The 19226-nt window shown below is 69.3% G+C and carries 19 protein-coding genes; 14 read left to right on the top strand and 5 right to left on the bottom strand.

What is annotated here, in order from left to right; genetic code table 11:
* Window positions 1-76: 76 nt before the first annotated feature.
* From ACE3RQ_RS15270 to ACE3RQ_RS15255, 4 genes are all read left to right on the top strand, one after another.
* Window positions 77-1093, top strand: a complete 1017-nt coding sequence (locus ACE3RQ_RS15270; protein WP_374522904.1) for a porin — start codon at window positions 77-79, stop codon at window positions 1091-1093.
* Between the two features lie 111 nt (window positions 1094-1204).
* Window positions 1205-2164, top strand: coding sequence for a tripartite tricarboxylate transporter substrate binding protein (locus ACE3RQ_RS15265; protein WP_374522903.1), 960 nt, complete (start codon window positions 1205-1207; stop codon window positions 2162-2164).
* Between the two features lie 8 nt (window positions 2165-2172).
* A complete protein-coding gene (locus ACE3RQ_RS15260; protein ID WP_374522902.1) occupies window positions 2173-2694 on the top strand; it encodes a tripartite tricarboxylate transporter TctB family protein in 522 nt (173 codons plus the stop codon).
* A gap of 21 nt (window positions 2695-2715) precedes the next feature.
* Entirely contained in the window at window positions 2716-4239 is a 1524-nt protein-coding gene (locus ACE3RQ_RS15255; RefSeq protein ID WP_374522901.1) for a tripartite tricarboxylate transporter permease, read from the top strand.
* Between the two features lie 9 nt (window positions 4240-4248).
* Here ACE3RQ_RS15255 and ACE3RQ_RS15250 read toward each other — a convergent pair whose 3' ends face one another.
* Entirely contained in the window at window positions 4249-4677 is a 429-nt protein-coding gene (locus tag ACE3RQ_RS15250; protein ID WP_374522900.1) for an RNA-binding S4 domain-containing protein, read from the bottom strand.
* 44 nt (window positions 4678-4721) lie between these two features.
* Here ACE3RQ_RS15250 and ACE3RQ_RS15245 point away from each other — a divergent pair, with 44 nt between their 5' ends.
* The 8 genes from ACE3RQ_RS15245 (at window position 4722) to ACE3RQ_RS15210 (ending at window position 13906) form a co-directional block, all read left to right on the top strand.
* Window positions 4722-6206: a sigma-54 interaction domain-containing protein gene (locus tag ACE3RQ_RS15245; protein ID WP_374522899.1), complete on the top strand. Its 1485-nt coding sequence runs from the start codon at window positions 4722-4724 to the stop codon at window positions 6204-6206.
* Window positions 6207-6397: 191 nt separating this feature from the next.
* The gene (locus ACE3RQ_RS15240; protein ID WP_374522938.1) at window positions 6398-7564 is read left to right on the top strand and encodes a substrate-binding domain-containing protein; all 1167 of its coding nucleotides are present in this window, start codon (window positions 6398-6400) and stop codon (window positions 7562-7564) included.
* A gap of 166 nt (window positions 7565-7730) precedes the next feature.
* The gene (locus ACE3RQ_RS15235) at window positions 7731-8498 is read left to right on the top strand and encodes an ABC transporter ATP-binding protein (RefSeq protein WP_374522898.1); all 768 of its coding nucleotides are present in this window, start codon (window positions 7731-7733) and stop codon (window positions 8496-8498) included.
* Entirely contained in the window at window positions 8495-9235 is a 741-nt protein-coding gene (locus tag ACE3RQ_RS15230; protein ID WP_374522897.1) for an ABC transporter ATP-binding protein, read from the top strand. Before ACE3RQ_RS15235 ends, ACE3RQ_RS15230 begins: the two co-directional genes overlap by 4 nt.
* Window positions 9232-10215 carry a branched-chain amino acid ABC transporter permease gene (locus tag ACE3RQ_RS15225; RefSeq protein WP_374522896.1) on the top strand — a complete coding sequence of 328 codons (984 nt, stop codon included), beginning with the start codon at window positions 9232-9234 and terminating at the stop codon, window positions 10213-10215. The genes ACE3RQ_RS15230 and ACE3RQ_RS15225 overlap by 4 nt, the downstream gene beginning before the upstream one ends.
* A gap of 11 nt (window positions 10216-10226) precedes the next feature.
* Complete coding sequence (locus ACE3RQ_RS15220; RefSeq protein ID WP_374522895.1) at window positions 10227-11318, top strand: branched-chain amino acid ABC transporter permease; 1092 nt, start codon at window positions 10227-10229, stop codon at window positions 11316-11318.
* Window positions 11315-12172: an alpha/beta fold hydrolase gene (locus ACE3RQ_RS15215; RefSeq protein WP_374522894.1), complete on the top strand. Its 858-nt coding sequence runs from the start codon at window positions 11315-11317 to the stop codon at window positions 12170-12172. The genes ACE3RQ_RS15220 and ACE3RQ_RS15215 overlap by 4 nt, the downstream gene beginning before the upstream one ends.
* Window positions 12173-12262: 90 nt before the next feature.
* Window positions 12263-13906 carry a hypothetical protein gene (locus tag ACE3RQ_RS15210; RefSeq protein ID WP_374522893.1) on the top strand — a complete coding sequence of 548 codons (1644 nt, stop codon included), beginning with the start codon at window positions 12263-12265 and terminating at the stop codon, window positions 13904-13906.
* Window positions 13907-13921: 15 nt separating this feature from the next.
* Here ACE3RQ_RS15210 and hemH read toward each other — a convergent pair whose 3' ends face one another.
* Window positions 13922-15013 (bottom strand): ferrochelatase, encoded by a 1092-nt coding sequence (gene hemH / locus ACE3RQ_RS15205; RefSeq protein WP_374522892.1) that lies wholly within the window; start codon window positions 15011-15013, stop codon window positions 13922-13924.
* Window positions 15014-15043: 30 nt separating this feature from the next.
* Here hemH and ACE3RQ_RS15200 point away from each other — a divergent pair, with 30 nt between their 5' ends.
* A complete protein-coding gene (locus ACE3RQ_RS15200; protein WP_374522891.1) occupies window positions 15044-15757 on the top strand; it encodes an HAD family hydrolase in 714 nt (237 codons plus the stop codon).
* Between the two features lie 27 nt (window positions 15758-15784).
* On the top strand, window positions 15785-16444 hold the full coding sequence (locus tag ACE3RQ_RS15195) for a glutathione S-transferase family protein (RefSeq protein ID WP_374522890.1): 660 nt from the start codon (window positions 15785-15787) through the stop codon (window positions 16442-16444).
* 4 nt (window positions 16445-16448) lie between these two features.
* Here the strand turns inward: ACE3RQ_RS15195 and ACE3RQ_RS15190 are convergent, their stop codons facing one another.
* The 3 genes from ACE3RQ_RS15190 to hpnD form a co-directional block, all read right to left on the bottom strand.
* Window positions 16449-16910, bottom strand: coding sequence for an SH3 domain-containing protein (locus ACE3RQ_RS15190; RefSeq protein ID WP_374522889.1), 462 nt, complete (start codon window positions 16908-16910; stop codon window positions 16449-16451).
* 104 nt (window positions 16911-17014) lie between these two features.
* The gene (gene hpnE / locus ACE3RQ_RS15185; protein WP_374522888.1) at window positions 17015-18310 is read right to left on the bottom strand and encodes a hydroxysqualene dehydroxylase HpnE; all 1296 of its coding nucleotides are present in this window, start codon (window positions 18308-18310) and stop codon (window positions 17015-17017) included.
* Window positions 18311-18314: 4 nt separating this feature from the next.
* Window positions 18315-19181: a presqualene diphosphate synthase HpnD gene (hpnD, locus tag ACE3RQ_RS15180; protein ID WP_374522887.1), complete on the bottom strand. Its 867-nt coding sequence runs from the start codon at window positions 19179-19181 to the stop codon at window positions 18315-18317.
* Window positions 19182-19226 lie beyond the last annotated feature (45 nt).

Genomic DNA, 19226 nt, shown 5'->3' with positions numbered 1-19226 from the left:
CGGCGGGCACACCGGCAACGGTGTCAGGGCGGGCCGGCAGGCCCGCATCGAATCCACTCTGACGAGGCAATTGACGATGAAAAAACAGGCGATGGCGCTGGCGGCGCTGGGATTGATGGCAGGCTGGGCGCAGGCCCAGTCATCGGTGGCGCTGTATGGCGTGGTGGACGTGGCGCTGGAGCGCATCAAGGGCGAAACCTCGCTGGCGCGGGTCACCTCGGGCCAGCAGCAGGGCTCGCGCTGGGGCCTGCGTGGCACCGAAGACCTGGGCGGTGGCCTGAAGGCGGTGTTCCTGCTGGAAAACGGCTTCAACGCCGATGCCGGCACGATGGGGCAGGGCGGCCGTCTGTTTGGCCGCCAGGGCTACGTGGGCCTGGCCGGCAACTGGGGTGCGTTGCGCCTGGGCCGCCAGTACACGCCCATGGACGACATCGCCAGCATCGCGGGCACCAAGACCTACGACGTGGTCAGCGTGGTGCCCATCATCGGCAACGGCGACTACAACCGGGTGGACAACGCCATCACCTACGTGTCGCCCACCGTGGCCAACACCGTGTTCCAGCTGCAGTACAGCCTGGGCGAAGAGCGCGTGAGCACCGACCCCAGCCGCCGCTTCGGCCAGCAGGTGAGCGCGCACGCGCTGTATGCCGCCGGCCCCTGGACGCTGGGTGCCTCGCTCATGCGCGTGAGCGACGCCGACGGCACCACCGCCGGCCAGCAGCCACGCAACGCGGCCTTGCTGGCGGGCTCGTACGACTTCGGCGGCTCCAAGCTCACCGCCTACTACGACGTGGAAGACAAGGCCGCCAAAAAGCTCAGCCTGCTGGGCGCGGCCGTGGCCTACCCCTTCGGTGCGACCACCGTGTCGGTCGGCATCGCCCAGGCGCGCAACGTGAACGGCTCGGCCGCGGCCGCCAGCGACGACGCCCGCCTCTACACCCTGCAGGCCAGCCACAACCTGTCCAAGCGCACCGCGCTGTACGCCCACTACACCCGCGTGGCCAACGACGAGGCGGCCGCGCTGGGCTTCAACAAGCCGCTGGCCGGCAGCGCCTCCAGCGGCGTGCAGGTGGGCATTCGCCACCGCTTCTGAAGCATCGGCTTTGTCCCCCGCCCCTGGGTTTCCCCGGGGGTCGGGGACAGCCAACTGACAGCGCCCGACCACAAGATACGGATCACGGTTCCCCCACTCAGGAGACAAGCCATGCGTCGAGACACTTTTCTGCGTTCCCTGGCCGCGTTGGCGGCCGCCGGCGCGCTGCCCCATGCGGCCTGGGCCAGCGCCAACCTCAAGATGATGATTCCCGCCAACCCTGGCGGCGGCTGGGACGGCACGGGCCGTGCTCTGGGCGAGGCCCTGCGCGACGCGGGCGTGGCCAGTTCGGTCACCTACGAGAACAAAGGCGGCGCGGCCGGCGCCATTGGCCTGGCCCAGTTCTACAACGCCAACAAGGGCGACCCGAACGCGCTGATGGTCATGGGCGCGGTCATGCTGGGCGGCATCATCACCGGCAAGCCGCCGGTCTCCATCACCCAGCTCACCCCGATCGCCCGCCTGACCACCGAATACAACGTCTTCGTGCTGCCGGCCAACTCGCCCTTCAAGACCATGAAGGACGTGGTCGAGCAGCTCAAGAAAGACCCGGGCAGCGTGAAGTGGGGCGGCGGCTCTCGCGGCGCCACCGAGCACATCGCGGCGGCGCAGATCGCGCAGTCGGTGGGTGTGCCGGCGGCCAAGATCAACTACGTGCCCTTCCGGGGCGGCGGCGAGGCGGTGGCCGCCATCCTGGGCGGCAACGTCACCATCGGCGGCAGCGGCTTCAGCGAGTTCCAGCAGTACATCGAGAGCGGCAAGATGCGCCCGATCGCCATCACCTCGGGCAAGCGCATCAAGGGCATCGACGTGCCCACGCTGAAAGAGCAGGGCATCGACGTGGAGATCGGCAATTGGCGTGGCGTCTACGGCGCCGCTGGCATCACCCCGGCCCAGCGCGAGGCGTTGACCGACATGGTCGTCAAGGCCACGCGCAGCAAGGCCTGGGCTGCCGCCATCGAGAAAAACGCCTGGACGCCTGACCTGCTCACCGGCAAGGCCTTTGAGGAATTCGTTGACCGCGACTTCTCTTCCCTGCGCGCGACCATGGTGCGCGCCGGCATGGTCTGAGGCCTCCCGTGAACCAGGCCCTCACCCCCACCCCCCACCGCGCCGGCCAGATCGCCATGGGCGCAGGCGCTCTGCTGCTGGCTGCCTTGCTTGCCTTCGGCGCCGTGGCCATACCCTCCGACGCTGGCTACGCCGGCGTGGGCCCCGACTTCCTGCCCTGGGTGTTGAGCGCGGCACTGGCCGTGTGCGGCGTGCTGCTGCTGCGCCAGGCCTTCACCGGCGGCTACCGCGACATGCCCGAGCCCTCGGGGGCCGCGCGGGGCGATTGGCGCGCCCTGGCCTGGGTATCGGCGGCGGTGCTGCTGAACGCGGCGCTCATCACCACGCTGGGCTTCATCCTGAGTTGCTCGCTGGGTTTCGTGCTGGCGGTGCGCGGCCTGCGGCTGAGTGAGGGCAAACCCGGCGGGGCTGCGGCCCAGGTGCTGCGCGATGCCCTGGTGGGCGTGGCCATTGCCGCGCCCGTGTACTGGCTGTTCACGCGCCTGCTGGCGGTGAACCTGCCCGGCCTCACGGCCACGGGCTGGATCTGATCGAGCGGAGCGCCTCTCACCATGGACACCCTTTCTCACCTGATGGCGGGCTTCGCCACGGCCGCCACGCCGCTGAACCTGCTGTGGGCCTTTGCCGGCTGCGTGCTGGGCACCGCCATCGGCGTGTTGCCCGGCCTGGGCCCGGCCGTCACCGTGGCCATGCTGCTGCCCATCACCGGGCAGGTGGAACCCACGGCCTCGATGATCTTCTTCGCCGGCATTTATTACGGCGCCATGTACGGTGGTTCCACCACCTCCATCCTGCTCAACACGCCAGGCGAGACCGGCACCATGGTGACCGCGCTGGAGGGCTTCAAGATGGCCAAAAACGGCCGAGCCGGTGCGGCCCTGGCCACGGCGGCCATCGGCTCATTCGTGGCCGGCACCATCGCCACCGTGCTGGTCACCCTGTTCGCGCCCCTGCTGGCCGAGTTCGCCGTCACCCTGGGCCCGCCCGAGTACTTCTGCCTGATGCTGCTGGCCTTCACCACCGTCAGCGCGGTGCTGGGCCAAAGCACCTTGCGCGGCCTCACCGCCCTGTTCGTGGGCATGGCCCTGGGCCTGGTGGGCATTGACCAGATCTCGGGCCAGGTTCGCTACACCGGCGGGGTGCTGGAGTTCATGGACGGCATCGAGGTGGTGCTGGTGGCCGTGGGGTTGTTCGCCGTGGCCGAGACGCTCTACAACGCGCTTTACGAAGGCCGTGGCCAGACCTCGATGAACCGCCTGAACAAGGCGCACATGACGCGCAGCGAGTGGCGCCGCTCGTGGCCCGCGTGGTTGCGCGGCACGGCCATTGGGTTTCCCTTCGGCACCATTCCGGCCGGCGGTACCGAGATTCCCACCTTCCTGAGCTACGCCACCGAGCGCAAGCTGGCCGATCCCGCGCACCGCGAGCAGTTCGGCACCACCGGGGCCATTGAAGGCGTGGCCGGGCCTGAGGCGGCCAATAACGCAGCCGTCACCGGCACGCTGGTGCCCCTGCTCACGCTGGGCATTCCCACCTCGGTCACGGCCGCCATCTTGCTGAGCGCCTTGCAGGGCTATGGCATCAACGCTGGCCCGCAGCTGTTCCAGACGTCGTCCGCGCTGGTGTGGGCGCTGATCGCGTCGCTCTACATCGGCAACGTGATGCTGCTGGTGCTCAACCTGCCGCTGGTGGGCCTGTGGGTGAAGCTGTTGAAGATCCCGCGCCCACAGCTTTATGCCGGCATCCTGATCTTCGCCACGGTGGGTGTGTACGGCATGCGCCAGAGCGCCTTTGACCTGTTCCTGATGTACGGGCTGGGCCTGTTGGGCGTGGTCATGCGCCGCTTCGACTTTCCCACCGCGCCCGTCATCGTGGGCCTGATCCTGGGGCCGCTGGCCGAGGCGCAGCTGCGCAACGCGCTGTCCATCGGAGAAGGCAGCTTTGCGGTCTTTGTGCAGCGCCCCCTGTCGCTCACGCTGCTGGTGGTGGTGCTGCTGGTCTTGCTGGTGCCGCGCCTGTGGGGCTGGCTGGCGCGGCGGGCGCAGGCCCGTGCCGCCCTGGCCCACGGGGCCTGAGGCCGCCCCTCAGTCGTCCACCGAGGCGCTCCAGCGCGAGCCCCAGTCGTGCAACTGGCGGCGGTCGCGCTTGGTGGGGCGGCCCTGGGTTTGCGCCAGGGCCGGCTCGGGCGCCAGGCGGCGCTGCTCGGCAGCAGCCTGGCGGCGGGCCAGCGACTCGGGCGTTTCTTCATAGAGCAGGGCGGCTTGCGGGGCCGAGCCGCGCACACCGCTGATGCCCAGCACGCGCACGGTGCGAACGTCCCAGCCGGCGCGAAACTCGATCACATCGCCCAGGCGCACCTCACGCGAGGGTTTGGCGGGTGCGCCATTGCATTGCACATGGCCTTTGTCGATGGCCTCGCTGCTCAGGCCTCGCGTCTTGAAGAAGCGGGCGGCCCAGAGCCATTTGTCGAGGCGAACCTTGTCTGTGCTGGGGGCGGCGGCGGTGGGCTTCATGGGCTGCCCGAATTGTGCCGCAGGCCACCGTTAACATGCCGGCCATGACCCGCGACGACCGCCTGCCCCGCGACGCCCAAAGCATTCTTGAACTCGCTGCGCGTTCGATGTTCGACCTGTTCGCCAACGCCAGCGAGGGCATGCTGCTGGTGGACCGGCAGGCCCGCGTGGTGTGGATCAACGAGCAATACCGCCGCTTCCTGCCCGCCCTGGGCTTCGCACGCGAAGAAGACTTTGTCGGCCACCCGGTGTCCACCGTGGTGCAGAACACCCAGATGGACACCGTGCTGTCCACCGGCAAGCCCATCCTGATCGACCTGCTGGTGAACAAGGCCGGCACCTTCGTGGTGAGCCGCATTCCGCTGCGCGACGAATCGGGCGAGGTGATCGGGGCGCTGGGCATCGTGCTCTTCGACCAGCCCGAGACCACGCTGCAGCCCCTCATCAGCAAGTTCGCGCGCCTGGAGCAAGACCTGAACGAGGCCCGGCGCGAGCTGGCCAGCCAGCGCCGCAGCAAGTACACCTTCGCCAGCTTCGTGGGCACCAGCGCGGCGGCACAAGAGGTGAAGCGCCAGGCCCGGCGGGCCGCGCAGTCCACCAGCCCGGTGCTGCTGCTGGGCGAAACCGGCACCGGCAAAGAGCTGCTGGCGCACGCCATTCACGCGGCTTCACCGCGCGCGGGCCTGCCCTTTGTGAGCGTGAACATGGCCGCCGTGCCCGACACCTTGCTGGAGGCCGAGTTCTTCGGCGTGGCGCCCGGCGCCTACACCGGGGCCGACAAAAAAGGCCGCGACGGCAAGTTCAAGCTGGCCGACGGCGGCACCCTGTTCCTGGACGAGCTGGGCGACATGCCGATGTCGGTGCAGGTGAAGCTGCTGCGCGCCTTGCAAGAGGGCGAGATCGAGCCGCTGGGCTCGAACAAGCTGGTGCGTTTTGATGTGCGCGTGGTGGCCGCCACCTCGCGCGACCTGGCGCAAATGGTGCGCGATGGCACCTTCCGCGAAGACCTGTACTACCGCCTCAACGTGCTGCCCATCCGCGTGCCGCCGTTGCGCGAGCGCCGGGCCGACATTGCGCTGCTGGTGGAGGCGCTGTGCGAAGACATCGCCGTGCGCGGCGGCGGCGTGCAGCTTGACTTTGAACCCCAGGCCCTGGCCCTGCTGGCCGCGCAGCCCTGGCGCGGCAACATCCGCGAGCTGCGCAACGTGCTGGAGCAACTCGCCCTGCGCAGCGACTCGTCGCACATTGGCCTGGAGCCGGTGCGCGCGCTGCTGGGGCAGGGCGAGGCGGCTGCGCTGGCCGAACCCGCGGCCGTGCGCACCGAGGCTGGTGCACCGGCTGCCCCGGGTGCTTTCCGCACACTGGCCGAGCGGCAGGCCGCCATGGAGCGCGAGGCCATGCGCGAGGCCTTGGCCCACACCAGCGGCAACCGCAGCGCGGCGGCCCGGCTGCTGGGCATGTCGCGCGCCCGCTTCTATGAGCGGCTGCAAAGCCTGGGTTTGGTGTCTGAAAACCAGACAAATGTCTGAAAGTCAGACGATTGTGCGCGATTTAGTTGTCTGAAATTTGAACAGGCGCAATGGCATTGCGCCAAAATTTCTTTTGATATCAAAGGCTTGTGCACCTGGCACGAACCCTGCACAGTGCAGGTGCACGGTCTCGATGCCGTGATCGACCAACCAGGAGACAAGACATGATCAGCACCACCCGTCGCCTCGCGATGATCGCGATGGCCAGCGCGGCCCTGGTGGGCACTGCCCACGCACAGTCCGAGATCCGCATTGCCCACGTGTACGGCAAGACCGGCCCGCTGGAGGCCTATGGCAAGCAGACCCACACCGGCCTGATGATGGGCCTGAACTACGCCACCGGCGGCACCATGACCGTCAATGGCAAGAAGCTGGTGGTGCTGGAAAAAGACGACCAGGGCAAGCCCGACCTGGGCCGCTCGCTGCTGGCCACCGCCTACGCCGACGACAAGGCCGACCTGGCCGTGGGCACCACTGGCTCGGGCGTGGCACTGGCCATGCTGCCGGTGGCCGAGGAGTACCGCAAGATCCTGATCGTGGAGCCCGCCGTGGCCGACTCGATCACCGGTGAGAAGTGGAACAAGTACATCTTCCGCACCGGCCGCAACAGCTCGCAAGACGCCATCTCCAACGCCGTGGCGCTGGACAAGCCGGGCACCACCATTGCCACCCTGGCGCAAGACTGGGCCTTTGGCCGTGACGGCGTGAAGGCCTTCCGCGATGCGCTCAAGAACAACAAGATCGCGCACGAGGAATACCTGCCGGCCAACACCACCGACTTCACCGCCGGCATCCAGCGCGTGATTGACGCCATCAAGGACAAGCCTGGCCGCAAGGTGGTGTGGATCGTGTGGGCAGGCGCTTCTTCGCCGTTTGCCAAGTTCGCCGACATGCAGGTGAAAGAGCGCTACGGCATCGAGATCGCCACGGGCGGCAACATCCTGCCCGCCATGGCCGCTTACAAGCGCTTCCCTGGCATGGAAGGCGCGGCCTACTACTACTTCGGCATCCCGAAGAACCCGGTGAACGAGGCCTTGGTGTCCGAGCACTACCGCCAGTTCAAGACCCCGCCCGATTTCTTCACCGCCGGTGGTTTCTCGGCCGCCATGGCCATCGTCACCGCGCTGAAGAAGACCAACGGCGACACCAACACCAACAAGCTCATCCAGACCATGGAGGGCATGAGCTTCGAGACCCCCAAGGGCACCATGACCTTCCGCAAGGAAGACCACCAGGCCCTGCAGAGCATGTACCACTTCAAGATCAAGGACGACCCGGCTTTCCCCTGGGGCGTGCCTGAGCTGGTGCGCGAGATCAAGCCATCTGAAATGGATGTGCCGATTCGGAACAAGCGCTGATCGCGCTTGACAGAAAGGGATTGACCCCCTGCGCCGCTGACGCGGCTTCCCCCTGGAAGGGGGACAACGCCCTGCGGCCCGGCTGAGCCGGTTCCGCGGCGTTTCTGGAAAGTGGCGGCGTTCGCCGCCACTGCTCGCGCACCTGCGCTGCGCGTGGAGAGACCTCATGCTTGAAACCTCTGATCTCACGGTCCGCTTTGGCGGGCACGTGGCGGTGAATGCCGTCTCGTGTTCGTTCGCGCCGGGCACCTTGACGGCCATCGTCGGCCCCAACGGTGCCGGCAAGACCACCTACTTCAACCTGATCTCGGGGCAGATTCCGGCCACGTCTGGCCGGGTGCGGCTCAATGGCGCCGACCTGACCGGGCTGGGGGCACCGGCCCGTGCCCAGGCCGGCCTTGGCCGGGCGTTTCAGCTCACCAACCTGTTCCCGCAGCTCTCGGTGCTGGAGAACGTGCGCCTGGCGGTGCAGGCCCGGGCGGGTGCCGGCCTGAACCTGTGGCGCATCTGGAGCGACCGGCGCGACCTGCTGGAGCGGGCCGAGGCGATCTTGCACAGCGTGGCCCTGGCCGACAAGCGCGACGCGCTGGCGGCCAGCCTGCCGCACGGCGACCAGCGCAAGCTGGAGGTGGGCATCTTGATGGCGCTGGACCCGCAGGTCTACATGTTCGACGAGCCCACGGCCGGCATGAGCGTGGACGAGGTGCCGGTGATCCTGAACCTCATCCGCCAGCTCAAGCAGGACAAGACCAAAACCATTCTGCTGGTGGAGCACAAGATGGACGTGGTGCGCGAGCTGGCCGACCGCATCATTGTGCTGCACAACGGCGAGCTGGTGGCCGATGGCGAGCCGGCCGAGGTGATTGCCTCGCCCGTGGTGCAGCAGGCCTACCTGGGCGTGAACCCCGAAGAAAAAGACGAGGTGGCCGCATGAGCGCCGACGCATTGCTCACGCTCGCGGGTGTGCACACGCACATCGGGGCGTATCACATCCTGCACGGGGTGGACCTGGTGGTGCCGCGTGGGCAGCTCACCATGCTGCTGGGCCGCAACGGCGCGGGCAAGACCACCACGCTGCGCACCATCATGGGCCTGTGGCACGCCAGTCAGGGCACGGTCACGCTGGACGGCCAGGACATCACCCGCCGCGCCACGCCCGACATTGCGCGCGGCGGTGTGGCCTACGTGCCCGAGAACATGGGCATCTTCTCTGACCTGTCGGTGCGCGAGAACCTGCTGCTGGCCGCGCGTGGCGCGCGCACGCTGGACGACATCGACACCGAGCGGCTGGAGTGGATCTTTGGCCTGTTCCCGGCCATGAAGAAGTTCTGGCTGCACCCGGCGGGCAAGCTCTCGGGCGGGCAGAAGCAGATGCTGGCGGTCTCGCGCGCCATCGTCGAGCCGCGCCAGTTGCTGCTGATCGACGAGCCCAGCAAGGGCCTGGCGCCGGCCATCATCCAAAACATGATCGAGGCCTTCCGCCAGCTCAAGGCCTCGCAGACCACGATTCTGCTGGTCGAGCAGAACTTCAACTTCGCGCGCCAGCTGGGCGACTCGGTGGCCGTGATGGACGACGGCCGCGTGGTGCACAGCGGGCGCATGGCCGATCTGGCCGCCGATGAGGAATTGCAGGCCAAGTTGCTGGGCCTGAGCCTGGGAGCCCACCAATGACAAGTTCCACTTTTGACTGGAAGCCCCTGGCCCTGGTGCCGGTGCTGGCGCTCATCGCGCTGCCGCTCACGGGCAGTGCCTCCACCTGGCTCACGCTCACCGTGGCAGGGCTGGCCATGGGCATGATCGTGTTCATCATTGCCTCGGGCCTCACGCTGGTGTTCGGCCTGATGGACGTGCTGAACTTTGGCCACGGCGTGTTCATTGCCCTGGGCGCCTTCGTGGCCACCAGCGTGCTGGCGGGCATGGGCGCCTACACCGGGGCCGACAACCTGTGGCTCAACCTCATGGCCCTGCTGCCCGCCATGCTGGTGGCCATGGCGGTGGCCGGCGCGCTGGGCCTGGTGTTCGAGCGGCTGATCGTGCGCCCGGTGTATGGGCAGCACCTGAAGCAGATCCTCATCACCATGGGCGGCATGATCATTGGCGAAGAGCTGATCAAGGTGGTCTGGGGCCCCGAGCAGATTCCGCTGCCCCTGCCCGAGGCGCTGCGCGGCTCGCTCTTGTTTGGCGAGGCGGCGGTGGAGAAATACCGCCTGCTGGCGGTGCTGGTGGGCGCGCTGGTGTTCGCCGCCATGGTGTGGGTGCTCAACCGCACCAAGGTGGGCCTGCTGGTGCGCGCCGGCGTGCAAGACCGCGAGATGGTTGAGTCGCTGGGCTACCGCATCAGCCGCCTGTTCGTGGGCGTGTTCGTGGTGGGCAGCGCCCTGGCCGGCCTGGGTGGCGTGATGTGGGGCCTGTACCAGCAGACCGTGATCCCGCAGATGGGGGCACAGGTGAACGTGCTGATCTTCATCGTCATCATCATCGGCGGGCTGGGCTCCACCACGGGCGCGCTCATCGGTGCGCTGCTGGTGGGCCTGATGGCCAACTACACCGGCTTCCTGGCGCCCAAGGTGGCGCTGTTCTCCAACATCGCGCTGATGGTGGCCATCTTGTTGTGGCGGCCACGCGGCGTGTATCCCGTGACGAGCAGATGAGGAGCCACACCATGTTGAACCGTCTCCTCTCCAATGACCTGCCGCGCAGCCGCTGGCTGGCGGTGCTGCTGGTGGTGCTTTTCCTGGGCCTGGCCTTCGCGCCTTTCCTGTTCCCGGGCGTGAAGGCGCTGAACGTGGCGGCCAAGGTGCTGATCTTCGTGGCGCTGGTGGCCAGCTTCGATTTGCTGCTGGGCTACACCGGCATCGTGAGCTTCGCGCACACCATGTTCTTCGGCATCGGCGCCTATGGCGTGGCGATTGCGCTGAACGCGGCCGAAGAGCCGAGCTGGGGCGCCATCGGCCTGGGCGTGGTGTGCGCGCTGGCGATCTCGCTGGTGCTGTCGCTGCTGATCGGCCTGTTCTCGCTGCGGGTGCGCGCCATCTTCTTCGCCATGATCACGCTGGCGGTGGCCTCGGCCTTTCTCACGCTGGCCTCGCAGCTCTCTGACATCACCGGCGGCGAAGACGGCCTGAACTTCTCGGTGCCGCGCCTGCTCTCGCCGGGCTTCACGCTCACCGAAGAGCCGCTGCAGACGCCGCTGGGCGAGGTGGACGTGAACGGCCGCGTCATCACCTACTACCTGCTGTTCGTGGTGGTGTGCGGCGTGTTCCTCACGCTGCTGCGCATCGTGAACTCGCCCTTTGGCCGCGTGCTGCAAGCCATTCGCGAAAACGACTTCCGCGCCGAGGCCCTGGGCTACCGCACGGTGGTGTACCGCACGCTCTCCAGCGTGCTGTCGGCCAGCTTCGCCACGGTGGCGGGCTGCCTGCTGGCGCTCTGGCTGCGCTACAACGGGCCAGACACCTCGCTGTCCTTCGAGATCATGCTGGACATCCTGCTGATCGTGGTGATTGGCGGCATGGGCACGATGTACGGCGCCCTCATCGGCAGCGTGCTCTTCGTGCTGGCGCAAAGCTACCTGCAAGACCTGCTGCGCCTGGCCGGTGGCGCGGTGGAGGGCGTGCCGCTGTTGTCGGCCCTGCTCACGCCCGACCGCTGGCTGCTGTGGCTGGGCCTGCTGTTCGTGCTCTCGGTGTACCACTTCCCCAGTGGCATCGTGGGCAAGCTGCGCGAGCGCGCCGCTCGCAAGGGGGCCGCATGAACACCACGCCGCAATCGCGTTACCTGCGCTGCGAAGAGCGCGAGATCCACTTCATGGACTGGGTGCCCGAGGTGGCCAGCGGCCCCACGGTGGTCGCCTGGCACGGCCTGGCCCGCACCGGGCGCGACATGGACCCGCTGGCCGCGCACCTGTGCGCCCAGGGCTGGCGCGTGATCTGCCCCGACACCATCGGCCGCGGCCTGTCGCAGTGGAGCCCGCGCCCCGAGGCCGAGTACTGCCTGGACTTTTACGCCCGCCTGGCCACCTCGCTGGTGGACCAGCTCGGCCTCTCGCGCTTTCACTGGGTGGGCACCTCCATGGGCGGGGCCATCGGCATGGTGGCCGCGGCCGGGCCGCTGAAGGGCCGCATTGAGCGCCTGGTGCTCAACGACATCGGCCCCAAGCTGGCCGAGCCGGCCCTGCAGCGCATTCGCGACTACGCTGGCCAGCCCCTGGCCTTCGCCACGGTGAGCGAACTGGAGCGCTACTTCCGTACGGTGTACGCGCCCTACGGCTGGTTGAGCGACGCGCAGTGGCGCCTGCTGACGGAAAGCTCGGTGCGCCGCCTCCCCGATGGCCGCGTCACGCCGCACTACGACCCGGCCATGGTGATGCAGTTCACCCACCACCCTCAGGACTACGAGCGCTGGGCCACCTACGAGCAGATCGACGTGCCGGTGCTGTGCCTGCGCGGTGTCGATTCGGACCTGCTGCTGGCCGACACCGCCGAGGCCATGCGCGACCGTGGCCCGCGCGCGCTGGTGGTCACCATCGCCGGCTGCGGGCACGCGCCCGCGCTCAACGTGCCCGAACAGTTCGAGCTGGTGCAGCGATTCCTGAGCGGCGTGGCGTGAGCTTCGTCACACCGAGGTGTGCTGTCGGCGGCCGCGCTCCCATGATCGGGTGATGGCGGCGAGGGCAGGGGCTGCCTAGCATCGGCGCCCATGCCCTTCGTCATTCCATTCAAGACCTGGCCCCTGGTGGTGGCCCTTGCCCTGGGCGGTTGCGCCACCATGGAGCCCAACCAGAAGATCGAGCTCGATGCCACCGAGACCGCGGCCTTCGCCAGCGGCAAGCCGCTGCTGGAGGCCCGTATGGGCCGCGTCAGTGTGCTCAGCGTGGCCCAGTGCTTCACCTGTGGCGATAGCGTGTACCTCGGTGACGCTGCCACCGTGCAAGGCCAGGTGTTCAAGCACTACCCCGTCGAGGTGCAGCGCCAACTGGCGGCCAGTGGTTGGCTTGACCCCCAGCACAGCACGCCGCTGGACGTGCAGCTGACACTGAAGAGGGTGTCCCACGACCACACCAAGGGGGCCGCTGAGCAGGAGCGCAACCCCATGACCAATGGCGGCGAGCTGGTCACCTCGATCGAGATCGACTACCGGGTGCTGCGCGGCGGGCAAGAGATCTTCAGCGTGCCGGTGCACAGCCAGGGGGCCACCAACGCCACCGGCATCATGGCGCCGCCGGAGGCGCTGAACATCGCGCTGAACAAAAACCTTCGGCTCTTCCTGGTGGCCCTGCGGGCCGGGTTGGACGGCGACTACGCCGCCACCCAGGCCCCGGCCGTGGTCAAGGGCATCGTGGAAGAAAAGAAGGTGTCACGTGGCGTGATCGGCGACCTGTTTGTTGGCCTGGCCCACGTGGGCTCCGGCGCGGTCGAGCTGCTGGGCGACACGGTGGATGTCCTTGGCTCGGACGCCTTCGCCAAGGGAGTGGCCACCGCTGGGCGCGAGGTGCGGCGCGGCACCGCCGAGATGGACCGCCGCCAGGCCCAGATGCAATACCAGCTTGCCGGCAGCCCCACGCTGCCTCGCAAGACCTCGCCCGGCAGTGGTGCCTCCGGTACTTCCATCGCCAGCGGTGGCGGCGGCGCCACCAGGGGCGTATCGGGTGGCCCGAGTGCAGTGGTGGGCAACACGGCGGTGCTGATGCTGCCCGGCGCCGTGGCCGTGCAGCCGGTGCGCAAGCCGCGCCAGCTGTCGCAGGCTGGCCCGGGCGTGCCCTCGGCCCCGCACTTTGAGCAGGGCCGCTCAGAAGTTGTGGAAAAGACCGCCGACTTCACCCTCTACCGCACCGTGCTTGACATCTGGCCCACACGCGGGCGCCCAGTGCGTGTGCCCGTGACCTACGCCGTGCGCAACTGCATGGGCGAACCCACGCTGGACGTGAGCGTGCACGCCAGCGAGGCGCAATGGCACGAGTACTACGTGCGCGACGGCAAGGCCTACCCGCTCAAGGCCCTGCACCACGAGGCCGGCCGCCTGGGTGAGCCGCCACCCAGTGCCTGGTCCACGCTCGACCTGAAGGCGCAGATCCAGCACCAGGCGTGGTGGAACAGCTCGCGCGAGGCCGATGCCCGCAACGTCATCGAGTGGCGCAGCCTGGGCAAGGGTCTGGTGGGCTGCGTGGCCTCACAGACTTACCGATTCGGCAGCGACAAACTCAAGCGCGGCGAATGGGCCGAGATCAAGGGAGCGGCGGTGAACTTCCAGTTGCAGAAGTTCGAGCCACGCGACAGCCGCATCGAGGCGGTGATGGCGCGCATCGAGCGCGGCGACCCGGTGCCCTCCAGCTGGAACGACTGAGCGCGGCCGGCGAGCTCAGCGCTTGGCGCCCAGGGCCAGCGCGCGCTGGCGGCTCTCGGCCCGCTCGGCCGGGTTGTCGGCCTCGCGGGTGGGCCAGCCTTGCAGGTGGCGCTCGGCCAGGTCGGCCAGGGCGCTGGCCCAGGCCGGCGTGTCGTTCAGGCAGGGGATGTAGTCGAAGCGCTCGCCCCCGGCGTGCAGGAAGGCCTCGCGCACTTCCATGTTGATTTCTTCCAGCGTCTCCAGGCAGTCGCTGGTGAAGCCGGGGCACATCACGTCCACCCGCTTAATGCCTTGCTGCGCCAGCGCCACCAGGGTGGGCTCGGTGTAGGGCTCCAGCCACTTGGCCTTGCCAAAGCGCGATTGAAACGTCACCACCACGCGCTCGCGCGGCAGGCCCAGGGCCTCGGCCAGCAGGCGCGCGGTCTTGAAGCACTCGCAGTGGTAGGGGTCGCCCAGGTGCAGGGTGCGCTCGGGCACGCCGTGAAAGCTCATCACCAGGCGCTCGCCCTGGCCGTTCACCAGCCAGTGCTCGCGCACGCGCTTGGCCAGCGCGTTGATGTAGCCGGTGTCGTCGTGGTAGCGGTTGATGAAGCGCAGCTCGGGCAGGTTGCGCACCTTGCGCGCCCAGTTCATCACGCCGTCCACCACGCTGGCGGTGGTGGTGCCGCTGTACTGCGGGTAGGCCGGCAGCACCAGCACGCGGGTGGCGCCTTCGGCCTTGAGCTCGTTGAGCACCGAAGGAATGGACGGGTTGCCGTAGCGCATGGCGTAGCGCACCGTGACCTGGTGGCCGCGCTCGCCCAGCGCGCCTTGCAGCAGCTTGGCCTGGCGCTCGGTGTAGACCTTCAGCGGCGAGCCCTCGGGCGTCCAGATGCTGGCGTACTTGGCGGCCGACTTCTTGGGCCGCACGCGCAGGATGATGCCGTGCAGGATCAGCCACCAGATGGGCTTGGGGATTTCCACCACCCGGTGGTCGCCCAGGAACTCGGCCAGGTAGCGGCGCAAGGCGGGGGCGTCGGGTGCGTCGGGTGTGCCCAGGTTGGCCAACACAATGGCCGTGCGGGCAGGCTGGCCGTGGGAGTAAGCGGGTTCGGTCTGGAAGGGCATGCGCTATTCTCGCCGAGCATGAAAACCCCCATGAGTACCTCCGAGGCCGCGCTCGACCCGTCGCGGGTGCGGGCCATCACGCTTGACCTGGACGACACGCTCTGGCCCATCTGGCCCACCATCGAGCGCGCCGAAACCGTGCTGCTGGCCTGGCTGCGCGAGCACGCGCCGGCCGCCGCCGCGCTCTCGGGCGATCGCCAGGCGCTGCGCGAGGTGCGCAACGCCCTGCAGGCCGAGCGGCCCGATCTGCACCACGACCTCAGCGCCCTGCGGCGCGAGTCCATCCGCCGCGTGCTGCAGCGGGCCGGCGAAGACCCGGCCCTGGCCGAGCCGGCCTTTGAGGTGTTCTTCGCCGAGCGCCAGCGCGTCACCCTGTTCGACGACGCCTTGCCCGCCCTGCAGTGGCTGGCCGCGCGTTACCCGGTGGTGGCCGTGTCCAACGGCAACGCCGACCTGCAGCGCGTGGGCCTGCAGGCCCACTTTCGTGGCGCGCTGAGCGCGCGCGAGTTCGGCGTGGGCAAGCCCGATGTGCGCATCTTCCACGCCGCCGCGCAGGCCGCTGGCGTGGCGCCCGAGGCGGTGCTGCACATTGGCGACGATGCCCACCTCGACGCCGTGGGCGCGCTCAACGCCGGCATGCAGGTGGCCTGGGTGAACCGCGAGGGCCACCCCTGGGAACACCACCCGCTGCAACCCCACACCACCGTGCCCGACCTGCTGGCCCTTTGCCGCTTGCTGGGCTGACCCTTCACCACGCCTTCATTGCCCGACATGAGCCTCACCATCTACGGCATTCCCGCCTCGCGCGCCATTCGCCCCCTGTGGGCCGCCTGCGAGCTGGGCCTGAGTTTCCGCCACGTCAGCCTGCCCTACGAGGGCGGCGCCACGCGCACCGCCGACTTCCTGGCGCTCAACCCCAACGGTCACATTCCGGTGGTGGTGGACGAGCGGCCCGAGGCCCCTGGTGGCCGCGTGGTGGTGTGGGAAAGCATGGCCTGCGCGCTCTACGTGGCGCGCCACCATGGCGTGGCCGACGGCCGCCGCATCACCCCGGCCACGCCCGCCGAAGACGCCGAGGCCCTGCGCTGGAGCTTCTGGGTGATGGCCGAGGCCGAGGCCGATGCGCTCACCGTGCTGATGCACCGCATGGCCATGCCCGAGGCGCGGCGCAAGCCCGAGCTGGCCGAGGCCGCCGAGCGCCGTCTGGCCGTGCCCTTTCGCGTGATCGAGCAGCACCTGCGCGAGCAGGCCGAACGCGGGCACGAGTACCTGGCGGCCGAGCGCTTCACCGTGGCCGACCTGTGCGCGGCCAGCGTGCTGAACTGGGCCCGCCCGTCCAAGGCGCTGATGCAGGCCCACCCGCTCACGCACGCGTGGATCCTGCGCTGCCTGGACCGCGACGGCTACCGCGCGGCGCGCGAGCTGGGCTGAGGCCTCACCAGCCCCACAGCAGCGGCTTGGCCACCCAGCCGCTGGTGCCGTTGGCGCGTTCCACCTGCACCCAGTTGGCCTGCTTGGCGCGGGTGCGCAGCACCTCGCCGTACTCGGCCTTGCCGACCACGCGGTGGCGCTCGCTGGGGCCGCTGCGCACGTTGGCCACGCGCGCCTTCACGATGTGGTGCGGCACTTTGCCGGTGAGCGAGCGCGCCACCCAGCCGGTGTCGCCCTCGAAGTCGCGTACCTGCAGCCAGCCGCCTTTGCGCTGCGTCACCTGCAGCGGGTAGCCTTTTTGCAGCTCCCACATCACGGTGCTGGCGGTGCTGGGCCCGTCGCGCATGTTCAGGGTGTTGCCGCTCACGCTCACCATCTGCTGGGCCAGGGCAGGGCCGGCGAGCAGGGCGATGGAGGTGGCAAGGGCGGCGGATCGAAGGGCGGAGAGCGCTCGGATGGGTGACATCCTGGGGATTTCCTTTCCTGGGGTTGCAACAACACGTGTGTGCCGTGTCCGAACCCTCAGGGGCCCCAGAGGTTCCCGACAAATGCTCTCGGTGAGCGAATGCCTCAGGCCAGGGCCAGGCGCGCGGCCTCGCGCCCGCTGCGCACGGCGCCTTCCAGCGTGGCGGGGTAGGGCCCGTCCACCCAGTCGCCGGCGGCCCACAGGCCGGGGGCCACGGCCGCGCCAGGCCGTTGGAGGCCGGGCGTGCAGGCAAAGGTGGCGCGCTTGTCGGTGACGGTGCGCAGCGCGGTGAGCGTCAGCCCAAGTTCGGCCTGGGCCTGGGCCAGCACGCGGGCCTGCAGCGCCTCGCGCTCGCCCACGCTGGCGCTGATCACGAAGGCCAGCACGCCCTGGGCGGCGGGCTCATTGGCCTGAAGTTGCCCCCGGTCAAACACGAACTGCGCCGGGCCGTGGCGCAGCGCCAGCAGGGGCGATGGCAGGCGCGCGCCGGGCGCGTGGGCGTACACGGTGGTGATGGCGGTGTGGTCCAGGCCCTCGGCCCGCGCGCGCCAGGGCGCTGGCACGGCATCGCCCAGCACGTTGGCAGCGGTGTGTGGCGGGCCGGCCCAGACCAGGCGGTCGGCCTCGATCTCGCCGGTGTCGGTGAGCAAGCGCCAGCCTTGCCCCAGGCGCTGCGCTTGGCGCACCCGGCAGCGGGCGTGCACGCTGCCGCCGTGGCCGCGCAGCCACTGAGCGGCGGCGTCGGGCAGCAGGGCGCTCAGGTCGCGCAGGGGCAGCAGCAGGGTGGACGCGGCCCAGCCCTGCGCGCCCTCGCTCAGCAGGGCGTCGCGCAGCACGCGCAGGAAGAGCGCGCCGCTGGCCTGGGCGGCGGGCAGGTTCAGGGCCGAGACGCACAGCGGCTCGATGAGCTCGTCCATGGCGCGCCGGGGCAGGCCGGCGCAGACATCGGCCACCGTGGCCTCGGGCGCGCAGGCAAAGCCCTGGGCGCGCCAGCGCAGGCTTTGGCGCAGCAGGCCCAGGCGGTCGCCCCAGGCCCAGCCGCGCGCGCCCAGCATGGCCACCAGCAGCGCCAGCGAGGGCGGGGCGCTGGCGGCCCAGCGCGGGGTTTGCAGGCCGCCGCCATCGGGGAAGGGCAGGCCCAAGGGCAAGGGCAACAGGGCCTGGCGCGGCGACACACCCACTTGGGCCATGAGGGCCAGCGTGTCGCGGTAGGCGCCGATCAGGATGTGCTGGCCGTTGTCCAGCGCGAGGGTGTGCCCCTGGTGCGGCACCGCCAGGGCGCGGGCGCGGCCGCCCAGGGTGCGCGCGGCCTCGAACACCGAGACCTGTGCGCCAAGGTGCGCAGCCCGCACCGCCGCGGCCATGCCGGCCCAGCCGCCGCCGATGATGGCAAGGCGCATGGGCTTACAAGCGCCCCAGGGCCTGCACCTTCCAGGCCAGCCAGAACTTGCGCAGCGGCGTGAGGCTCACGCGCTGGTTGAGCACCAGCAGCGGGTCGGCGGCGATTTCGGTGAGCAGGGTGCGGTAGATGCTGGCCATCATCAGGCCGGGCTTCTGGCTGCGCCGGTCGGCCGCGGGCAGCAGGGCCAGGGCCTCGTCGTAGGTGCGCAGGGCGCGCTCGCATTGAAAGGCCATGAGGGCGCGAAAACGGCGCTCGAAGTCGGCCGTGTCGGTGCCTGGGGCGGCGCCGCGCTTGAGCAGCTCGTGGGCCTTCACGTCAAAGCGCTGCAGCTCGTTCACCGGCAGGTAGATGCGCCCGCGCATGGCGTCTTCGCCCACGTCGCGCACGATGTTGGTGAGCTGGAAGGCCAGGCCCAGGCGGTGGGCGTAGTCGGTGGTGGCGGGGTCGGTCTGGCCGAAGATGCGCGCGGCCACCTCGCCCACGATGCCGGCCACCAGGTGGCAGTAGCGCTGCAGGGCGGGGAAGTCGAGGTAGCGGTTTTGCTCCAGGTCCATCTGGCAGCCGTCGATCACGGCCAGCAGGTGGCGCGCCTCGATGCCGTAGGTGGCCGCCAGTGGCATGAGCGCCTGCGTGCAGGGGTGGCTGGGCTGGCCGGCAAAGGCCTGCGCCACTTCCTTGCGCCACCAGCCCAGCTTGGTCTGGGCCACGGCGGGGTCGCTCACCTCGTCCACCACGTCGTCCACTTCGCGGCAGAAGGCGTAGAAGGCGGTGATGGCGGCGCGCCGGGGTGCGGGCAGGAACAGGAAGGCGTAATAGAAACTGCTGCCCGAGGCTGCGGCTTTTTGTTGGACGTAGTCTTGGGGGCTCATGGGGCGCGGAGTCGAGTTGCCCGAGTGTAAGCACCCGAGGCGAGG

The organism is Hydrogenophaga sp. (assembly GCF_041913525.1).
Taxonomy (GTDB): Bacteria; Pseudomonadota; Gammaproteobacteria; order Burkholderiales; family Burkholderiaceae_C; genus Hydrogenophaga.
The sequence above is the reverse complement of the archived record's forward strand: the minus strand, read 5'-3'. Positions and strand labels throughout refer to the sequence as shown.